This is a genomic window from Luteibacter sp. PvP120, from assembly GCF_054055715.1.
Map to the genome: position 1 here is coordinate 175,992 of NZ_JBSRXP010000007.1, position 17,401 is coordinate 193,392.

Consider the following 17,401-nt stretch of genomic DNA (forward strand, 5'->3'; position numbering starts at 1 on the left):
TATAGAGCGTTTGTCGACAGCAACAATAACGTCATCTATGTTGAAAATGCATTTTCCTACACCGGGACATAGGTTTTTGGAGCGAACCTACACTAGACGAGTCCGCAGGAACGGTGCTGGCGAGGGGGGGGGGCAGCAGGACGACCTCAGCATTGTTGCCTCAGCGAGCGCTGTCAATGATGTCGCTCAGCCTCATAAATGAAGAAAGTGACACGATGAACTACGAAGTTGGCGATTATGTAGCAACTCACTCGGAACCAGTTTGGCGGACTCGGTCTAACTTTGTTTTTCGTGTGCCCATCGAAAGTGATGAACGGCAACGGCGATGGGAGCAGCTCTGGTGGAACAGGACTGATAACGGTCGCTTCATCCTGTGCTGTATACCGTTTTTCGCCTATGACCTTTCCCTGGGAGATGAGGTTGAAGTAGACAGGCAGCGAGAGAATATTTGCATAATCAAGCGTTCGGATCAGTGCACATATCGCGTTTGGCTAGGTGAAGGAGATAGTGTTTCAAGGAATGTAGCGCTTGCGTTGATCGTTGAGTGTCGTCCCTTAATGGAGTGGTCTTCTTACAATCTTCTTGCTCTGAGTGTGCCCATGAATGATGAGCAGCCGTTGGCGGATATGCTTCAACGCCTTGAGAATAAAGGTTTCCTTACATACGAAACTGGACGTAGCCGTCTGCCACAATGAAGCCCAGAATGTCGGCGACAGCGCCTGGTTGCCGAGACTTTAACTTCGCAGGGGCTGTAAAGTAGATGAGTGACTTGGTAAAAATTTTCTTCAGGATAGAACCAGACGAAGATGGATATCCCGAGGTTGGTTGCGAGTCGGTCTGGGCAAAAGAGTCAAAATCACCTCATACCTACATCATCGATAACATTCCTTTCTTTGCTCGACAAGCAAGCCTAGGGGACGCTGTGCGAGTAAGGCTTCTAGACGGCGTTCGTTGGTTTGATGGCGTTGTATCAGAATCGCCGAACTCCCTGATGCGAGTCGTTTGCTTTGACAGGACGTCTGTTGATGATGTTGCGAAAGAGCTCGTCGCTCTAGGTTGCACCACCGAATATTTCAAAGCTTACAATCTCTTGGCGGTAAGTATTCCCGGGGTGCAGATCCTTGCGGCAGCCGAGTCCTACCTAAACCAAAGAGAAGAAGTGGGCCTCCTAGACTATGAGGGGGCAATCTACCGCCTATGAGTGCGTTTGACTGACTACCTTCAATCACGCCATTGCCTATAGGTGGCGTTGCATGAAAAGATAGAGTCATGCCCACGCACCGGATGCCGTCGCGAAATTTTGTTTCGAGCAAAACCGTGAGCGACCATGTTTAGTCCACTTGTCGACAGTGCTGAAATTCGTGGCTGGGCAACCCTGTCTGGCGATGACACGGAACGCCCGTTCGAACATACGGTCGGCCGTGCCTGTACATTTTTTTCCTACTCCGACTACACAGCTCTTTTCTTGCCCGAAACCATTCGCGGAGCCTGCGCATGGTCTGCAGGAAACGATTCGCGGCCGTTCGCCATGTTCTTTACGATTCCCGACCCCGCGGATTATTGGGCTAACGCTGGCTCCTTCGGAGGATTGGTGGCGACGGGTACCGACGACCCAGGTGCCATCGAATCGTTCCTGATGCAAGACGACCGCGCCGGGCCATCGTTGTCTCCCTACGACACGTCCCATCGTTTCATCATTTTGCCCGATGACCGTTCCTGGATGTGGATAGGCGACCGAGATGCGGACCTTGCAATTTTCGGTTTCACAACCGAAGGGCTACAGCGCCAATTCGTTTCCGGCGCCGGATTCCGGATGTTTGCATCTCTTGATGAGGCTGCATCCCACGCCAAATCCTTCATGAATTATTCGGTGGACAAGGCCTGCCTGTCGTAGTGACAGGACCAGTGCTTCATGTCGCGACGCGAGAACGAATATATAAGCGAGACCTCACTTTGTTGGGGGGCGATGTAGTGAGTTCATCTGAAATTGGTTTTCTCGTTGGTGCCCTTCCCGGTTTGACTTTAGTCGTCCGCAACATGCTTGCTCTTAGGCGAAGAGTTAATGAAGCTGAAGAAATTGCCAGGGCAGAAGGTAATTTCTTGGACTTCCAATACTCCGCATCATCGATGCAGAGTGATTTTCTTTTCAGTCCTGGGTCCTTCATCAAGGCCAACGACCAAGCTGGGATACGCCGTGCGAAAGAGCACTTATTGCTGGTCAGGCGGCTTACGATTAAAAGACACGTGGTGGGAGGCATAGTGGTGATGATTGGCGCTATCCTCGGTACATTTCTGGCGACAGGCTTTTGGCCTGATCGCTGAATATGAGTTGGTGCAATCGCACCGGCGTACTTTCCAGTTAGTCGCCAACTTGCCGATAAGTCCAAAAAAAAATGATGAAAGAAGCAACGACGGCGGTGGGTGTGGCAGCTTTTATCCTCGTTGTCTGCTATCTGGTCAGCATGGCGCGTCTCGCCTCACTGCTGTCCAAAGAGGCGCGCTTAGAAGGCTTCGGCATAGACGGCGCAAATGCACAGATGAAGCTTCTGGGGGTTGTGTTTCTGGGGCGAGACCTCGACCCGGCTTTTGCAAGTCATCATCGCTTGCTGCTGAGGCTGGCAAGGTGGTCGGGCAGCGTGGGCTTAGCCCTTTTCCTTGTCATCTCTGCCGGTATCATGCTTGGCTATGCGGTTTGATGGGTATGCGAGACGTCGTTCTCACCACCGAGCAATTTCACTACTTGCGGCATGCTGGTTTTTTGAGTGCCTTGCAATGTGCGGCACTGGATGGAGCTATGATTCTCTCAGCAAAGAGGCTCTTGCTGAGTATTCCAGATGACTTGGCGGAAGAATTTAGGGATGCATTCACTTCAAGGCTGATGGCAGCCGGATTTGATAGCGAGTATCAGCCGAATGACGAAGGTAGCGTTCTAGAAGATCTCATCGATCGATTCTTTATCGGAGCACTAGACCGTTGAAGTATTCTGAAGGCCTATAGCCGACATACCTCACAAGCTTGAATGGCATCCTGCTTCAAGTTCAACTCCCTCCCGAGGAAGGAGTTGAACGACCCAACGGTCAAAGTATGTCGGCAAGCGACCAATACGGCGCCGCGTCTCAGCGATGCCAATACCCACGATGCGGCGGCGGCGGAGGCGGCCGGTGGTAGTACGCCGGATGCGCATAGTAATGATGGCGATACGGAGGCGGCGGCGGACGATGCCCGCGCCAGCCATGGTCGCGATACCCATAGCGATGATCGTCATAACGGCGATCGTGCCATCCATGGTTACGGTACTCGCCATGGCGTCCGCGACCATGGTCATCGTAGTGATCGCGAGCGAACACTGCCGACGTGGACAACAGGGCGAGGGCGACAAGGGCACTGCGAATCATCGTTTTCATAGCCGGTCTCCAGGACGATCGTCACACCGCGGGTCACCGCGGCCGATCGACGATTTGGATGCTAGGAAAACGACGCTGAACGCAAAGTCCTACGTTTGGAAAGGTCGGCGAAAGCGTTCATTGACGCGACAGCTAATGAACCCGCCGGTTCAGGAAATCGACCCCGGCCGGAACTCCAACGTCAGCTCTGACGGGCGTTCCGGCACGAACAGCGCCGTACGTCGTTCAGGTGCGCGGGCGAGCACCTTGCCGCCGCGGACGACCAGCAGTCGGGCCGCCTTGAGCCGGATCGCCTCGTAGGCGTCGCCCGCCTGCAGCAGCACCATGTCGGCACGATGGCCCACGGCGATACCGTAGCCGTCCCACCCGATCACCTTCGCCGCGTTGGTCGTCACCGCGTCGAAGCACTGCGCCACGCCGCGCGTCGAGGTCATCTGCGCGACGTGCAGTCCCATGTGCGCCACCTCCAGCATGTCGCCCGAGCCCATGCCGTACCAGGGGTCCATCACGCAGTCGTGGCCGAAGGCGACATTGACGCCGGCGTCCAGCAACTCCGGCACACGCGTCATGCCGCGCCGCCGGGGGTAGGTGTCGTGGCGGCCCTGCAGCGTGATGTTGATCAGCGGGTTGGCGATGGCGTGCACGCCGGCCTCGGCGATCAGGGGCAGCAGCTTGGACACGTAATAGTTGTCCATCGAATGCATCGACGTGAGATGCGAGCCGGTAACACGCCCCTGTAGCCCGGTGCGGATCGTTTCCGCCGCCAGGGTCTCGATATGCCGCGACAGCGGATCGTCCGACTCGTCGCAATGCATGTCCACGCGCAGGCCGCGCTCGGCGGCCAGTTCGCACAGCCAGCGGATGGACGCCGCGCCGTCGGCCATGGTCCGTTCGAAATGGGGAATGCCTCCCACCACCTCCACGCCCTTGTCCAGCGCGCGTACCAGGTTCTGCTTCGCGGTCGGGGAGCGCAGCAGGCCGTCCTGCGGGAAGGCTACCAGTTCCAGATGCAGCCAGGGCGCCACGCGCCGCTTCACTTCAAGCAACGCATCGGTGGCGAGCAGGCGGTCGTCGCAGATATCCACATGGCTGCGGATGGCTAGCAGGCCCTGCGCTACCGCCATGTCGCAGTAGGCCATGGCGCGGTCCACCAGGGCCTGCTGGGTCAGGTCGGGCTTGAGCTCGCCCCACAGCGCGATACCTTCCAGCAGGGTGCCCGACGCGTTCAGCCGCGGCAGGCCCAGCGACAGCGTGGCATCCATGTGGAAGTGCGCGTCTACGAAGGGCGGGCTGGCCAGGCGCCCGCCGGCGTCGATTTCCTCGCGGCCGCTGGCGGCCAGGCCGGGCTCGATGGCCACGAAGCGGCCTTCGTCGATGCCGATATCGACATCCCGGCGGCCGTCGGGCAGCGTGGCGTGGCGGATGATCAGGTCCATGGGGTGGCTCCGTGGCGATGGCGGTCATCATAACGGGCGAGGGCCTTCACACGGCTGCACGGGCCTTTTGGCACGATAACCCTCCCCATGAAGATCTCCGACAAACTCGCCATCCTCGCCGACGCCGCGAAGTACGACGCTTCGTGCTCGTCCAGCGGTGGCAAGGGCCGCAACTCGCTGAAGAGCGGGGGCATCGGCTCGACGGAAGGCATGGGGATCTGCCACGCGTATGCCCCGGACGGCCGCTGTATCTCGTTGCTGAAGATACTGATGACCAACTTCTGCGTGTACGACTGCGTGTACTGCGTCAACCGGCGCAGCAGCAACGTGCAGCGCGCGCGTTTCACGGTGGAGGAGGTGGTCAACCTCACCCTGGAGTTCTACCGGCGCAACTACATCGAGGGGCTGTTCCTCTCCTCGGGCATCATCCAGTCCCCCGACTACACGATGGAGCAACTGGTGCGTGTCGCGCGCACGCTGCGCAGCGAGCACAAGTTCGGCGGCTACATCCACCTGAAGACCATTCCCGATGCCTCGCCCGAGTTGATCGACGCGGCGGGCCGCTGGGCCGATCGCCTCAGCATCAACGTGGAGATGCCGACCGAGGGTGGCCTGAAAGCCTTGGCGCCGGAGAAGCACCTGGGCGACATCCGCAGCGCGATGGGCCGCCTGCGTCTGTCCATCGACGAGGCCAAGGCCGAGAAGAAGGCGCCGCGGTTCGCGCCCGCCGGGCAGAGCACGCAGATGATCGTGGGCGCCGACGACGCGAGCGATCGCGACGTGCTCTCGGCCAGCACCAACCTGTATACCAATTACCGGCTGCGCCGCGTCTACTACTCCGCGTTCAGCCCGATCCCGGATGCGTCGAAGATCCTGCCGTTGAAGCCGCCGCCGCTGGTCCGCGAGCATCGCCTCTACCAGGCCGACTGGCTGATGCGTTTTTACGGCTTCGGTGCGGACGAGATCGCGCCGCCGGGCGACGACGGCATGCTATCGCTGGACGTGGACCCGAAGCTCGCCTGGGCTTTGCGCCATCGCGAAACCTTCCCCGTGGACGTGAACCGCGCGCCCCGCGAAACGCTGCTGCGCGTGCCGGGCCTGGGCGTGAAGACGGTCGACAAGATGATCGCGATGCGCGGGCATCGGCGCATCCGCTACGACGACCTGATCCGCCTGCGCGTGCCGGTGAAGAAGGTGGCCCCCTTCGTTGAGACGGTGGACCATCGTCCGCGCGGTGATCACGAAAGCGGCGTGCTGCGACGCGACTTGCGCGAGCCGTCGCAACCCGACCTGTTCGGCTGACCATGTGGTCCGTGACGCTGGACGATCCGTCGGATTTCGACGCGTGGCGGGCGAAGGCGCGCGCGTTGCTGCTGGCCGACGTGGATCCGTCGGCCGTGGACTGGCAGGTGGGCGCGACCGGCGGCCTGTTCGGCGGTGACGATCGCCTGCCGCCCGCCGTGCATACGCGGGTGCCCGCGGTGCCGCGCGATTTCCTCAACCTGGCCCATGCGGTGCTCGCGCATACCGATACGCGCCGGCACGCCACGCTGTACCGCATGCTCTGGCGGCTGGCGCACGGCGAGAAGGCCTTGCTGCGCATCGCCACCGACGAGGACGTGGCCTGGGCACATGTCTGCGTGAAGCAGGTCAGCCGCGACATGCACAAGATGAAGGCCTTCGTGCGGTTCCGCGAGGTGCGCCACGGCGACGATACTGTGTACGTGGCCTGGTTCGAGCCGTCGTTCGACATCGTGACGCGCGTGGCGCCGTTCTTCGTGCGCCGGTTCACGGGTATGCACTGGTCGCTGCTGACGCCGTTGCGCACCGCGCATTGGAATGGCGAGACGCTGTCCTTCGGCCCGGGCGCCAACCGCGCGGACGCGCCGTCCGACGATGCCCTCGAAGACCTCTGGCGCACGTATTACGCCAGCATCTTCAACCCCGCCCGGCTGAAGGTGGACGCGATGCGTCGCGAGATGCCGGTGAAGTACTGGAAGAACCTGCCGGAAGCGCGGCTCATCCCCGAACTGGTGCGCGACGCGTTGCCGAGGATGCAGGCCATGGTGGACAAGCAGCCGACGATCCCGAAGAAGAAGATCACGCCCCTGCAGAAGGCGACCGTGGCCGCGCCCGAGGGCAGCCTCACGGCGCTGCGCGCCCAGGCCCGCGAGTGCCGCGCGTGCGACCTGTGGAAGCCGGCCACGCAGACGGTGTTCGGCGAAGGTCCGGCGCACGCGCGCATCGTGGTGATCGGCGAGCAGCCGGGCGACCAGGAGGATCTGGCGGGCAAACCGTTCGTCGGCCCGGCGGGGAAGCTGTTCGACCGTGCGCTGGGCGAGGCCGGCGTCGAGCGCGATCTGCTCTACGTCACCAACACGGTGAAGCATTTCAGGTTCGAGCCGCGCGGCAAGGTGCGACTGCACAAGCGCGCCAGCGTGGAGCAACAGGCGGCATGCCGGCCCTGGCTGGCGGCGGAGATCGACCGTATCCAGCCGGATGCGCTGGTGTGCCTGGGGGCGATGGCCGCGCAGTCGGTGTTTGGCACGTCGTTTCGCCTGATGGCGCAACGTGGGGAGTGGATCGACCTGCCTGACGGGCGGAAGGCCATGGCGACCGTGCATCCGTCGTACCTGCTACGCCTGCCGGATGCGGAGGCGCGGGAGGCGGGGTATGCGGATTTCGTGCGGGATCTGGGGTTGATGAGGGAGGTGTTGGGGTGAGGCGAGGCTGATCGCCGACATCGTCGGCTCCTACATGGGGCGGGTGGTCGCGGATGGATCGCCGACATCGTCGGCTCCTGCATGGGGCGGGTGGTCGCGGGGTGGATCGCCGACATCGTCGGCTCCTACACCGGGCACGTGGTTACCGGCTGTTGTAGGAGCCGACGATGTCGGCGATCCCGGCCCCTCATCGCCGATGCAACCCGTCATCGATCCCGCCCCTCATTCCATCCTGAACTTCCGCAGCTTCTTCGGCACCGACGTGTTCCGCAGTGTCACGTACATCGGCAGGCCATCCTCACCATACGGCGGCGGCACCTCGCCCTGGATCAGCGGCGCCAGGTAACGGCGCGCCGCGGCGGTGATGCCGAAGCCATCCTTCGACATGAAATTCCGCGGCATCTTCTTCTCGTGGTTGGCGATCTTGTCCAGCGGCGCCGCCTCGATCTTCCACTTGTACGGCTCGTCGGACACCCGCACGATCACCGGCATCACGGCGTTGAGGCCTTCAGCCGCGTATTCCACGGCCTTCTTGCCCACCGCGTAGGCCTGCTCCACGTCGGTCTTCGACGCGATATGCCGGGCCGACCTCTGCAGGTAATCGGGCAGGGCCCAGTGATACTTGTAGCCCAGCTTCTCGCGCACCAGCGCGGCCAGCACCGGCGCGGCGCCGCCCAGCTGCGCGTGGCCGAACGCGTCGCGCGCGCCGGACTCGGCCAGGAAAGTGCCTTCCTTGTTCTTTACCCCCTCCGAAACCACCACCGTGCAGTAGCCCACCTTTTCCACCGTGGCCTGCACCTTGGCCAGGAAGGTCTCCGGGTCGAACACGTTTTCCGGGAACAGGATGATGTGCGGCGCGTCGTTCGGGCCGGACCCGGCCAGGCCGGCGGCCGCGGCGATCCAGCCGGCGTGCCGGCCCATCACCTCGATGATGAACACCTTGGTCGAGGTGTCGGCCATGGAGGCCACGTCCAGGCTGGCCTCGCGGACGGCGATGGCGGTGTACTTGGCCACGGAGCCGAAGCCCGGGCAGGTGTCGGTCACCACCAGGTCGTTGTCGATGGTTTTCGGCACGCCGATGCAGTTGACCTCGTAGCCCAGCGCCTGGCCGATCTTCGAGACCTTGTTCGCCGTGTCGGCCGAATCGTTGCCGCCGTTATAGAGGAAGGTACGGATGTCATGCGCCTTGAACACCTCGATCAGGCGCTCGTATTCGGCACGATTCTCTTCCAGCGACTTCAGCTTGTAGCGGCAGGAGCCGAATGCGCCGCCCGGGGTGTGCTTCAGCCCGGCGATGTTGGCCTTGGCCTCGCGGGTGGTATCGATCAGCTCCTCGCGCAGCGCGCCCAGGATGCCGTTGCGCGCCGCGTAGACGGGGATGCCCTTGTCCCGGGCGGTCTCGATGACGCCGGCGGCGGTGGCGTTGATGACGGCGGAGACGCCGCCCGACTGGGCGTAGAGGATTTTTCCGGCGGCCATGCTGCGGTTTCCTTGGGCGTGAACGGAGCGCCGAGGGTAGCGCGATGGACGTCGTCCCCGCTTGAAGGCGTCAGGTCCGCCCGGGCTGCCCCACACCTGCGGCATGTCGTCCGTTTGACGGCGCGGCGCCCCTGCCGTTACCTTGAGATCCATTTTCTTGTGTCCGGTGGCGGGGTTACCCGCGCGCCGACGAACGGAGCATCAATGCGACTCGTGCTATTCGGCGCCCCCGGTTCCGGGAAAGGTACCCAGGCCACCCGCCTCAAGGAACGCCTCGGCGTTCCCCACATCTCCACCGGCGACCTGCTGCGTGGCGAGATCAAGGCCGGCACGGAACTCGGATTGAAAGCCAAGGGCCTGATGGATGCCGGACACCTGCTGCCCGACGACATCATGCTCGGCATCATCGAGCACCGCCTGGGCGAGCCGGATGCCCGGCCTGGCTTCATCCTCGACGGCTACCCGCGCAACCTGGCCCAGGCCGACGCGCTGGATACCGTGCTGGCCCGCATCGGCCAGCCGCTGGACGTGGTGGTCAAGCTGGAGGTGCCCGACGCCGCCATTGTCGACCGCTGCGAGGTCCGCTTCGAGAAGGAAGGCCGCCCGGACGACAACCCGGACACGGTGAAGAAGCGCCTGGGCATCTACGCCGACCAGACCGCTCCCGTGGCCGACTTCTACAAGCAGCGCGGCAAGCTGAAGGTGGTCGACGGCGTGGGCGAGCTCGACGAAGTCACCCAGCGCGTGCTGGACGTCCTGCCCGGTGGCGTCAAGGCCGCCAGCGCCTGATCCACTCCAGGCCCGCCCTCCTGGCGGGCCTTCCGACGAGCCCCCTATGCGCGTCCATATCCTCGGTATCTGCGGCACCTTCATGGGCGGCGTCGCCGCGCTCGCGCGTGAGCTCGGCCTGACCGTCGAGGGATCCGACGCCAACGTCTACCCGCCGATGAGCACGCAGCTGGAAGCGCTCGGCATCGGCCTGATGCAGGGTTACCAGGCAGCGCACCTGCAGCCCGCGCCCGATCTGGTCGTGGTCGGCAATGCCATGACTCGCGGCAATCCGGCGGTGGAATACATGCTGGACGCGGGCCTGCGTTACATCTCGGGGCCCCAGTGGCTGGGCGAGACCCTGCTCGGCGGCCGCGAGGTGCTGGCGGTGGCCGGCACGCACGGCAAGACCACCACCACCAGCCTGCTGGCTCACCTGCTGGAAGTCGCCGGCCAGTCGCCAGGCTTCCTGATCGGCGGCGTGCCGGGCAACTTCGACGTGTCCGCGCGCCGCGGCACGGGCAAGCCCTTCGTCATCGAAGCCGACGAATACGATTCGGCCTTCTTCGACAAGCGCTCCAAGTTCGTCCACTACCGGCCGCGCATCGCCATCCTCAACAACCTGGAATACGACCACGCGGACATCTTCCCCGACGTGGCCGCCATCCAGCGGCAGTTCCACCATCTGGTCCGTACCGTGCCGTCCAACGGTCGCCTGATCGTCAACGCCGAGGACGCCTACCTGGCGGAAGTGCTGGCGATGGGCGCATGGACCCCGGTGGAGACCTTCGGCATCGACGCGGGCCACTGGCGTGCCGAGCTGCTGTCGGCGGATGGGTCGCACTTCCGCGTGCGCCGTGGCGACGACGTACTGGGCGAGGTGCGCTGGGGCTCGCTGGGACGACACAACGTCATGAATGCGCTGGCGGCCCTGGCGGCCGCCAGCGCGGCCGGAGCCGATCCCGTGGCGCTGCTGCCGGCGTTCGCCGGTTTCGCCAGCGCCCGGCGTCGCATGGAGCGGATCGGCCAGGCACGCGACATCACCGTCTACGACGATTTCGCCCACCATCCCACGGCCATCGCCACCACGCTGGCGGGACTGCGGGCCAGCGTCGGCACGGCGCGCATCGTGGTCGCGCTGGAGCCGCGTTCCAACTCGATGCGGCTGGGTGCACACGCCGATGCGCTGGCGCCGTCACTGGCCGATGCCGACCGCGTGGTGTTCCTGCACCGGCCCGAGCTCCCGTGGGACGCGGGCAAGGTGGTCGATGCGCTCGACGGTCGCGGCGCCACGGTGCCGGGCGTGGATGCGCTGATCGATGCCCTCGTGGCGGACGCGCGGCCCGGCGACCAGGTGATCTTCATGTCCAACGGCGGCTTCGAGGGTGCGCCCCGGCGCTTCTTCAACGCGCTGGACGCAAGGTAGACTCGACGGCATGGCCGCTACCACGCCCGCGCACGACCTGCCGCTGTTCCCGCTGTCGAACGTCCTGTTCCCAGGCGGCCAGTTGCAGCTGCGCATCTTCGAGCCACGCTATGTCGACTTGGTGCGCGAATGCGCGCGCACCGGCCGCGCCTTCGGCGTCTGCCTGATCCTCGACGGCCGCGAGGCGGGGCAGCCCGCCGTGCCCGCCGCGGTCGGCACCCTGGCCACCATCACCGATTTCCACTCCCGCGAGGACGGCCTGCTCGGCATCGTCGCGGAAGGCGGCCAGCGCTTCCGGGTCACCCGCACGCGCATACGGGCGGACGGGCAGATGCGCGGCGACCTCGCGCCCTGGGGCGACGAACCGTTGCTGCCGCTGCCGGCGGAGTTCGGCCTGCTCGGCACCATCCTGGAACGCCTGGCCGAACAGATGCAGCCGCCATGGCGGCACGAGATCGGCACACGGGGCGACGACGCCAGCTGGGTCGGTTTCCGGCTGTCCGAATTGCTGCCGCTGGATGCCAACGAGTGCCAGCACATGCTCGAACTGGACGATCCGCTGCAGCGCCTTGCCGAGTTGCGTGACATCCTGCCGCGTTTCCAGCGCGCCTGAGTGCTATGGCCATGACATCGCTCAAGGGCAAGACCTTGTTCATCACCGGTGCCTCGCGCGGCATCGGCTTGGCGATCGCCCTCCGCGCCGCGCGTGACGGCGCCAACATCGTCATCGCGGCCAAGAGCGGCGTAGCCAACCCGAAGCTGCCCGGCACCATCCATACGGCCGCCGCCGCGATCGAGGCCGAGGGCGGCGTGGCCTTGCCGCTGAAGGTGGATATCCGCGAGGAAGCGGAAGTGCGCATGGCGGCGGCTACGGCGGCCGAACGCTTCGGCGGCATCGACATCGTGGTCAACAATGCCAGCGCCATCTGGCTGAAGGGCGTGCCGGACACGCCGATGAAGCGCTTCGACCTGATGCACCAGGTCAACACGCGCGGCACCTTCCTGGTGACGCAGGCCTGCCTGCCGTACCTCAAGGACGCCGCCAATCCGCACGTGCTGATGCTGTCGCCGCCGCCCACCGTCGATCCCGCCTGGTACGCGCCGCACACCGCCTACACCATCGCCAAGATGGGCATGAGCCTGTGCGTGCTGGGCATGGCGCCGGAGTTCGCGCCGCTGGGCATCGCGGTGAACGCGCTGTGGCCGCGGACGGTGATCGCCACCGCCGCCATCGCCATGATCGAGGGCGTGCGCACGGAACACTGCCGCACCCCGGCCATCGTCGCGGACGCCGCGCACGCCATCCTTACCCGCCCCGCGCGCGACTACACCGGGCATTTCGCCATCGACGAGGACATCCTGCGCGAGCAGGGGGTTACCGATTTCGAGCGTTACGCCGTGTCGCCGGGCCAGCCGCTGTTGCCGGACCTGTTCCTCTAGTCGGCCGGCGCGCGGTTTCCTGCGAAGCACAGGCCTGCGCAGCGGCGTAGACCGGCCCTGCCAGTCTCGCTAGGATGCATGTTCCACGGATCGATGTCGGACCGCAGAGCGTACCGTGCGATTCCATCCGTTCCAGTATGGGTTCCGGCGCTGCGGCCGGGTCCGGGAGTTCGTTTCATGTCGTCGCATCCTGTCGATTCCTCCGATCTCATCGGCCTCGGCAAGCGTTACTGGCTGTCCGTCTACCGTCCCCGCGACGTGGTGCTCGACCACGGCAAGGGTGCCCGCGTCTGGGATACGGAAGGCCGTGATTACCTCGACTTCGGCGCCGGCATCGCCGTCAACGCCCTCGGTCACCAGGATCCCGATCTCGTCGCCGCGCTGACCACCCAGGCCGGCAAGCTGTGGCATGCGAGCAATGTGTTCTGGACCGAGCCGCCGCTGCGCCTGGCCGAGGAACTGATCGCCCACGCACCCTTCGCCCAGCGCGTGTTCCTGTGCAATTCGGGCACCGAGGCCAACGAGGCCGCGATCAAGCTGGTACGCAAGTGGGCCACCTCCAAGGGGCGGCCGCCGGAAGAGCGTGTCATCGTCACCTTCAAGGGCTCGTTCCACGGGCGCACCCTGGCCTCGGTGACGGCCACGGCCCAGCCGAAGTACCAGGAAGGCTACGAGCCACTGCCCGGCGGCTTCCGTTATGTCGCCTTCAACGACGTGCCCGCGCTGGAAGAAGTGTTTGCTCAGGGTGGCGTGTCGGCGGTCATGCTGGAGCCGGTGCAGGGCGAGGGCGGTGTGATGCCGGCCGAACCAGGCTTCCTGAAGGCCGTGCGCGAACTCTGCGACAAGCACGACGCCTTGCTGGTGCTGGATGAAATCCAGTCGGGCATGGGACGCACGGGCACGCTATTCGCCCACGCGCACGATCACGTCACCCCGGACATCGTCACACTGGCCAAGGCCCTGGGCGCCGGCTTCCCGATCGGCGCCATGCTGGCCGGGCCGAAGGTCGCCGACATCATGCAGTTCGGTGCGCACGGCACTACGTTCGGCGGCAATCCGATGGCCGCCGCCGTGGCGCGCGTGGCCCTGCGCAAGCTGGCCTCGCCCGCCGTGCTGCTGAACGTGGAACGCCAGGGCAACGACATCCGCGCGGGGCTGAACAAGCTCAACCACGATCTTCAGCTGTTCGCGGAGATCCGCGGTCGCGGCCTGATGCTGGGTGCGGTGCTGGCCGAGGCCTACAAGGGCCGTGCCGGCGAGATCCTCGACCTGGCGGCCGCCCATGGCCTGCTGATCCTGCAGGCCGGGCCGGACGTGCTGCGCATCGTGCCGCCGTTGACCCTAACCGACGAGGAAACCGCCGAAGGCCTGCAGCGCCTCGGCGAGGCACTGCGGGCCTTCGCGACGATGTCGCAGGTGGCCTGATCCATAAAGCGCGGCGGCGGCGTTACAGCGAGGCGAACACCTCGCCCGCCGCGGCCACGGTGGCGGCGATCACATCGTCGTCGTGAGCGCTGGATACGAAGCCCGCCTCGAATGCCGAGGGCGCCAGGTACACCCCGCGCTCCAGCATGCCGTGGAAGAACCGGTTGAAGGCGTCCACATCCGCCGTGGTGGCCTGGGTATAGCTCTCCACCGTCTCGCCGGTGAAGAACAGCCCGAACATGCCGCCCACGCGATTGACGCTGAACGGCACGCCGGCACGTCCGGCGGCGGCGAGGATGCCGTCGGTGAGCTTCACCGTGCGGGCGGTCAATGCCTCGTGGAACCCCGGTGCCTGGATCAGTTCCAGCATCGCCAGGCCGGCGGCCATGGCCACGGGATTGCCGGACAACGTGCCCGCCTGGTAGATCGGGCCGGCGGGCGCGATCTGCTCCATCAGGTCGCGGCGGCCACCGTAGGCACCCACCGGCATGCCGCCACCGATGATCTTGCCGAAGCAGGTCAGGTCCGGGGTAATCCCGTAATGGGCCTGCGCGCCGCCCAGCGCCACGCGGAAGCCGGTCATCACCTCGTCGAAGATCAGCAGCACGCCGTGCTCCGTGCACAGGTCGCGCAGGGCCTGCAGGTAGCCTTCCTTCGGCGGGATGCAGTTCATGTTGCCGGCCACGGGCTCGATGATCAGGCCGGCAATCTCCTTGCCTTCCTGGGTGAATAGCAGGCGCGCGGCGTCGATGTCGTTATAAGGCAGGGTCAGCGTGAGGTCGGCGGCGGCCTTGGGCACGCCGGGCGAGGTGGGTACGCCGAAGGTCAGTGCGCCGGAGCCGGCCTTCACCAGGAAGCTGTCGCCGTGGCCGTGGTAGCAGCCTTCGAACTTCACGATCTTGGAGCGGCCCGTGGCGCCGCGGGCAAGGCGGATCGCCGACATCGTGGCCTCGGTGCCGGAGTTGACCATCCGCACCATGTCGATCGAGGGCACCAGCGAGACGATGGTCTCCGCCATCGTGACCTCGGCGGGGCAGGGCGTGCCGAACGACAGCCCGTTCTTCACCGCCCGCTCGACCGCCTCGCGTACGGCGGGGTGGTTATGACCGACCACCATCGGGCCCCAGGAGCCGACGTAGTCGATATAGCGCTTGTCTTCCACGTCCCACAGGAAGGGGCCGTCGGCGCGGGCGGTGAAGAACGGCTCGCCGCCGACCGACTTGAAGGCACGTACCGGCGAGTTGACGCCGCCGGGCATCAGGGTACGGGCGCGGGCGAAGAATTCCTGGTTGCTGGTCATCGAAGGATTCCGGGGTGGGGGTCGAACAGCGCGGCGAACTGGCGCGCGGCTGTCTGGATGTCGTCGGCTGCGAAGATGGCGGAGACCACGGCGATGTAATCGGCATCGGCCTCGAGCAGCACCCTGCCATTGTCGGGGGTGATGCCGCCGACCGCCACGACCGGAAGGCCCAGGCGGGCCACCTGCGTCAACACGTCGTGGGAGGCCACGGGGGCGTGTGGTTTGGTCGTCGAGGGATACATCGCGCCGAAGGCGAGGTAGTCCGCGCCCTCTGCCGCCAGCTGCTGCGCCCGTTCGAGCGAGCCGTAGCAGGACACGCCGATGATCGCGTCGGGACCCAGCACGGCGCGTGCCTCGGCGATCGACACGTCCTCGCGGCCCAGGTGCACGCCACCGCCCGTGGCCAGGGCCAGCGGCACGTCGTCGTTGACGATGAAAGGCACGTCGTGGTGCGCGCAGAGGCGTGAGATCTCGTCCGCCTCGATCCGGCGCCGGTCGGCGTCCGTGGTCTTGTCGCGGTACTGGAGCATGCGGACCCCGCCGGCCAGGGCCGCTTCCACGGCGGCGAACAGGTCGTCCCGCGGGCCGTCGGTGATGGCGTACACGCCTTTGCCGTCAGGGCGGCGTCGGATCAGGGTGGTCATGGGGCATTTCCTTGGGAGGGGCGGGTCACGCTACCGTCGTCGCGCGGGGAATGACAGAATGGACGACTTCTCCGTAAGACGACACGACGCACGCCATGAGCCAGAACAGCCCCACTAACACGCGCAAATGGATGTGTGTCGTTTGCGGTTTCATCTACGACGAGGCCGTGGGCCTGCCGGACGAGGGCATCGAGCCGGGCACGTCCTGGGATGATATCCCCGATACCTGGACCTGCCCGGACTGCGGCGTCACCAAGGACGACTTCGAGATGGTCGAGGTCTGAGCCGTACGGCGGACTCTTGCCAGAGGGCGGGTAGGGGCTGACATCGTTATGCCCCAAACCCGTCGGCAATAAGGCAGGACCACCTGCTTTATTGGCTCCACGGCACGCGCAACGCGTGCTCCCCGTGGAGGACACACCATGCAGCGTTTCATACCCTTCGAAGACCAGTGGGACGAACTGGCGTCGCTGGACCCGTCCCGCCTGATGCCCTATCGCGTCGACGTGCCGTGCGAGCGCCTGCTGTCCGGCGCTCAGCGCACCGTACCCGGGTCACCGTCGATGGCCAGCATATCGCCCAGCGTCAGCCCCAGCTTGCCCGCGGTGCCGGCCTTCAGCTCGAGCACGTACCGGGCGTACTGACCGCCGCTGGGGTAGATCGCACAGGGATCGGCCTTGCACGGCTGGGCGTGCAGTTGCATGGCGACCAGCCGGCGGGCCTTGTCGAAGTAGAGAATGTCCAGCGGAATGAGCGTGTTCTTCATCCAGAACGCGCGTGGCTGGTCGTCGGTGAAGACGAACAGCATGCTGTGATCCGCTGCCAGGTTCGTGCGGTTCATCAGCCCGAGCTCGCGCGAAGCGTCGTCGGTGGCGAATTCCGTCGAGAAGGTGGCACCGTGCAGGGTGACCTTCGGCGAGGTTGCGGCAAGGGCGCCGAGCGGCGCCAGGAGGAGGAACACGGGAAGGGCGAAACGGATCATCGAAAGACACCTTATAAGTGTGACCGGATGGAATAAGTCTACCGTGTGACTTTTTTTCAGAAAGATGTCGAAAACCCCTTCACAGAAGCACTACTCGCGCCTATACTTCTCCTCCTGGTCGCGACGAAAGTCCTCAACGCGACATGTTCTTCGCTTCACCAACCACCTCGAAAAAAAGCTTCACGAGGGTGTTGACGGAAACGAAAAACGATATAGAATGGGCGGCTCACTAGGACGAAACGTCCTGACGACGAAAGCGAAATGCTTCGGCGGAACGAGTAAAGATCTTTGACAGTGTGCGCAGGTGAATTGTGTGGACGCCTTGCGGTGGACTGAAGTAGTCAACCAAATGCAAGTGTCCCACTAGAAACAAA

General features: G+C 64.6%; 20 protein-coding genes. 14 read left to right on the plus strand and 6 right to left on the minus strand.

The window, feature by feature from the left end; genetic code table 11:
* Nucleotides 1-215: 215 nt before the first annotated feature.
* From ACVKN3_RS15340 to ACVKN3_RS15365, 6 genes are all read left to right on the plus strand, one after another.
* Entirely contained in the window at nt 216-695 is a 480-nt protein-coding gene (locus ACVKN3_RS15340; RefSeq protein ID WP_354515996.1) for a DUF4265 domain-containing protein, read from the plus strand.
* Nucleotides 696-760: 65 nt separating this feature from the next.
* Nucleotides 761-1,201 carry a DUF4265 domain-containing protein gene (locus ACVKN3_RS15345; protein ID WP_354515994.1) on the plus strand — a complete coding sequence of 147 codons (441 nt, stop codon included), beginning with the start codon at nt 761-763 and terminating at the stop codon, nt 1,199-1,201.
* A gap of 126 nt (nt 1,202-1,327) precedes the next feature.
* The gene (locus tag ACVKN3_RS15350; RefSeq protein WP_354515992.1) at nt 1,328-1,894 is read left to right on the plus strand and encodes a hypothetical protein; all 567 of its coding nucleotides are present in this window, start codon (nt 1,328-1,330) and stop codon (nt 1,892-1,894) included.
* Nucleotides 1,895-1,971: 77 nt separating this feature from the next.
* Nucleotides 1,972-2,322, plus strand: a complete 351-nt coding sequence (locus ACVKN3_RS15355) for a hypothetical protein (protein ID WP_354515990.1) — start codon at nt 1,972-1,974, stop codon at nt 2,320-2,322.
* A gap of 74 nt (nt 2,323-2,396) precedes the next feature.
* The gene (locus ACVKN3_RS15360) at nt 2,397-2,696 is read left to right on the plus strand and encodes a hypothetical protein (RefSeq protein WP_456992046.1); all 300 of its coding nucleotides are present in this window, start codon (nt 2,397-2,399) and stop codon (nt 2,694-2,696) included.
* A 5-nt stretch (nt 2,697-2,701) separates the two neighbouring features.
* A complete protein-coding gene (locus ACVKN3_RS15365) occupies nt 2,702-2,977 on the plus strand; it encodes a hypothetical protein (protein ID WP_354515986.1) in 276 nt (91 codons plus the stop codon).
* Nucleotides 2,978-3,116: 139 nt separating this feature from the next.
* On the opposite strand, the gene ACVKN3_RS15370 is transcribed toward ACVKN3_RS15365, so the two are convergent.
* Nucleotides 3,117-3,404: a hypothetical protein gene (locus ACVKN3_RS15370; protein WP_456992048.1), complete on the minus strand. Its 288-nt coding sequence runs from the start codon at nt 3,402-3,404 to the stop codon at nt 3,117-3,119.
* A 149-nt stretch (nt 3,405-3,553) separates the two neighbouring features.
* On the minus strand, nt 3,554-4,840 hold the full coding sequence (locus tag ACVKN3_RS15375; RefSeq protein ID WP_354515982.1) for an amidohydrolase family protein: 1,287 nt from the start codon (nt 4,838-4,840) through the stop codon (nt 3,554-3,556).
* An 87-nt stretch (nt 4,841-4,927) separates the two neighbouring features.
* On the opposite strand from ACVKN3_RS15375, the gene ACVKN3_RS15380 reads away from it, so the two are divergent.
* A complete protein-coding gene (locus ACVKN3_RS15380; protein WP_036139561.1) occupies nt 4,928-6,142 on the plus strand; it encodes a putative DNA modification/repair radical SAM protein in 1,215 nt (404 codons plus the stop codon).
* A gap of 2 nt (nt 6,143-6,144) precedes the next feature.
* Nucleotides 6,145-7,563: a UdgX family uracil-DNA binding protein gene (locus ACVKN3_RS15385; RefSeq protein WP_354515980.1), complete on the plus strand. Its 1,419-nt coding sequence runs from the start codon at nt 6,145-6,147 to the stop codon at nt 7,561-7,563.
* A 222-nt stretch (nt 7,564-7,785) separates the two neighbouring features.
* Here the strand turns inward: ACVKN3_RS15385 and ACVKN3_RS15390 are convergent, their stop codons facing one another.
* The gene (locus ACVKN3_RS15390; RefSeq protein ID WP_354515978.1) at nt 7,786-9,042 is read right to left on the minus strand and encodes a 6-phosphofructokinase; all 1,257 of its coding nucleotides are present in this window, start codon (nt 9,040-9,042) and stop codon (nt 7,786-7,788) included.
* A 204-nt stretch (nt 9,043-9,246) separates the two neighbouring features.
* Here ACVKN3_RS15390 and ACVKN3_RS15395 point away from each other — a divergent pair, with 204 nt between their 5' ends.
* From ACVKN3_RS15395 to ACVKN3_RS15415, 5 genes are all read left to right on the plus strand, one after another.
* Nucleotides 9,247-9,831 carry an adenylate kinase gene (locus tag ACVKN3_RS15395; protein WP_036139569.1) on the plus strand — a complete coding sequence of 195 codons (585 nt, stop codon included), beginning with the start codon at nt 9,247-9,249 and terminating at the stop codon, nt 9,829-9,831.
* A 46-nt stretch (nt 9,832-9,877) separates the two neighbouring features.
* A complete protein-coding gene (gene mpl / locus ACVKN3_RS15400) occupies nt 9,878-11,236 on the plus strand; it encodes a UDP-N-acetylmuramate:L-alanyl-gamma-D-glutamyl-meso-diaminopimelate ligase (protein WP_354515976.1) in 1,359 nt (452 codons plus the stop codon).
* A 10-nt stretch (nt 11,237-11,246) separates the two neighbouring features.
* Complete coding sequence (locus ACVKN3_RS15405) at nt 11,247-11,849, plus strand: LON peptidase substrate-binding domain-containing protein (protein ID WP_354515974.1); 603 nt, start codon at nt 11,247-11,249, stop codon at nt 11,847-11,849.
* Between the two features lie 11 nt (nt 11,850-11,860).
* The gene (locus tag ACVKN3_RS15410) at nt 11,861-12,676 is read left to right on the plus strand and encodes an SDR family oxidoreductase (RefSeq protein WP_354515972.1); all 816 of its coding nucleotides are present in this window, start codon (nt 11,861-11,863) and stop codon (nt 12,674-12,676) included.
* Between the two features lie 177 nt (nt 12,677-12,853).
* Nucleotides 12,854-14,101 carry an acetylornithine/succinylornithine family transaminase gene (locus tag ACVKN3_RS15415; protein ID WP_354515970.1) on the plus strand — a complete coding sequence of 416 codons (1,248 nt, stop codon included), beginning with the start codon at nt 12,854-12,856 and terminating at the stop codon, nt 14,099-14,101.
* A gap of 22 nt (nt 14,102-14,123) precedes the next feature.
* On the opposite strand, the gene hemL is transcribed toward ACVKN3_RS15415, so the two are convergent.
* Nucleotides 14,124-15,401, minus strand: coding sequence for a glutamate-1-semialdehyde 2,1-aminomutase (hemL, locus tag ACVKN3_RS15420; RefSeq protein WP_354515968.1), 1,278 nt, complete (start codon nt 15,399-15,401; stop codon nt 14,124-14,126).
* Nucleotides 15,398-16,045 (minus strand): thiamine phosphate synthase, encoded by a 648-nt coding sequence (thiE, locus tag ACVKN3_RS15425; RefSeq protein ID WP_354515966.1) that lies wholly within the window; start codon nt 16,043-16,045, stop codon nt 15,398-15,400. The genes hemL and thiE overlap by 4 nt, the downstream gene beginning before the upstream one ends.
* A 95-nt stretch (nt 16,046-16,140) precedes the next feature.
* Between thiE and ACVKN3_RS15430 the strand changes: the two genes are divergently transcribed.
* The gene (locus tag ACVKN3_RS15430) at nt 16,141-16,329 is read left to right on the plus strand and encodes a rubredoxin (RefSeq protein WP_285403061.1); all 189 of its coding nucleotides are present in this window, start codon (nt 16,141-16,143) and stop codon (nt 16,327-16,329) included.
* Between the two features lie 251 nt (nt 16,330-16,580).
* Here ACVKN3_RS15430 and ACVKN3_RS15435 read toward each other — a convergent pair whose 3' ends face one another.
* Nucleotides 16,581-17,027 (minus strand): DUF192 domain-containing protein, encoded by a 447-nt coding sequence (locus tag ACVKN3_RS15435; protein WP_354515964.1) that lies wholly within the window; start codon nt 17,025-17,027, stop codon nt 16,581-16,583.
* Between the last annotated feature and the right edge of the window lie 374 nt (nt 17,028-17,401).

Bases quoted from the DNA above. Each gene is read 5' to 3' on its own strand.
- mpl (WP_354515976.1), top strand. From the start codon at position 9,878: ATGCGCGTCCATATCCTCGGTATCTGCGGCACCTTCATGGGCGGCGTC.
- ACVKN3_RS15385 (WP_354515980.1), top strand. From the start codon at position 6,145: ATGTGGTCCGTGACGCTGGACGATCCGTCGGATTTCGACGCGTGGCGG.
- ACVKN3_RS15350 (WP_354515992.1), top strand. From the start codon at position 1,328: ATGTTTAGTCCACTTGTCGACAGTGCTGAAATTCGTGGCTGGGCAACC.
- ACVKN3_RS15410 (WP_354515972.1), top strand. From the start codon at position 11,861: ATGACATCGCTCAAGGGCAAGACCTTGTTCATCACCGGTGCCTCGCGC.
- ACVKN3_RS15370 (WP_456992048.1), bottom strand. From the start codon at position 3,404: ATGAAAACGATGATTCGCAGTGCCCTTGTCGCCCTCGCCCTGTTGTCC.
- ACVKN3_RS15430 (WP_285403061.1), top strand. From the start codon at position 16,141: ATGAGCCAGAACAGCCCCACTAACACGCGCAAATGGATGTGTGTCGTT.
- ACVKN3_RS15365 (WP_354515986.1), top strand. From the start codon at position 2,702: ATGCGAGACGTCGTTCTCACCACCGAGCAATTTCACTACTTGCGGCAT.
- ACVKN3_RS15380 (WP_036139561.1), top strand. From the start codon at position 4,928: ATGAAGATCTCCGACAAACTCGCCATCCTCGCCGACGCCGCGAAGTAC.
- ACVKN3_RS15390 (WP_354515978.1), bottom strand. From the start codon at position 9,042: ATGGCCGCCGGAAAAATCCTCTACGCCCAGTCGGGCGGCGTCTCCGCC.
- ACVKN3_RS15435 (WP_354515964.1), bottom strand. From the start codon at position 17,027: ATGATCCGTTTCGCCCTTCCCGTGTTCCTCCTCCTGGCGCCGCTCGGC.
- ACVKN3_RS15340 (WP_354515996.1), top strand. From the start codon at position 216: ATGAACTACGAAGTTGGCGATTATGTAGCAACTCACTCGGAACCAGTT.
- ACVKN3_RS15375 (WP_354515982.1), bottom strand. From the start codon at position 4,840: ATGGACCTGATCATCCGCCACGCCACGCTGCCCGACGGCCGCCGGGAT.
- ACVKN3_RS15405 (WP_354515974.1), top strand. From the start codon at position 11,247: ATGGCCGCTACCACGCCCGCGCACGACCTGCCGCTGTTCCCGCTGTCG.
- ACVKN3_RS15415 (WP_354515970.1), top strand. From the start codon at position 12,854: ATGTCGTCGCATCCTGTCGATTCCTCCGATCTCATCGGCCTCGGCAAG.
- ACVKN3_RS15360 (WP_456992046.1), top strand. From the start codon at position 2,397: ATGAAAGAAGCAACGACGGCGGTGGGTGTGGCAGCTTTTATCCTCGTT.
- hemL (WP_354515968.1), bottom strand. From the start codon at position 15,401: ATGACCAGCAACCAGGAATTCTTCGCCCGCGCCCGTACCCTGATGCCC.
- thiE (WP_354515966.1), bottom strand. From the start codon at position 16,045: ATGACCACCCTGATCCGACGCCGCCCTGACGGCAAAGGCGTGTACGCC.
- ACVKN3_RS15345 (WP_354515994.1), top strand. From the start codon at position 761: ATGAGTGACTTGGTAAAAATTTTCTTCAGGATAGAACCAGACGAAGAT.
- ACVKN3_RS15395 (WP_036139569.1), top strand. From the start codon at position 9,247: ATGCGACTCGTGCTATTCGGCGCCCCCGGTTCCGGGAAAGGTACCCAG.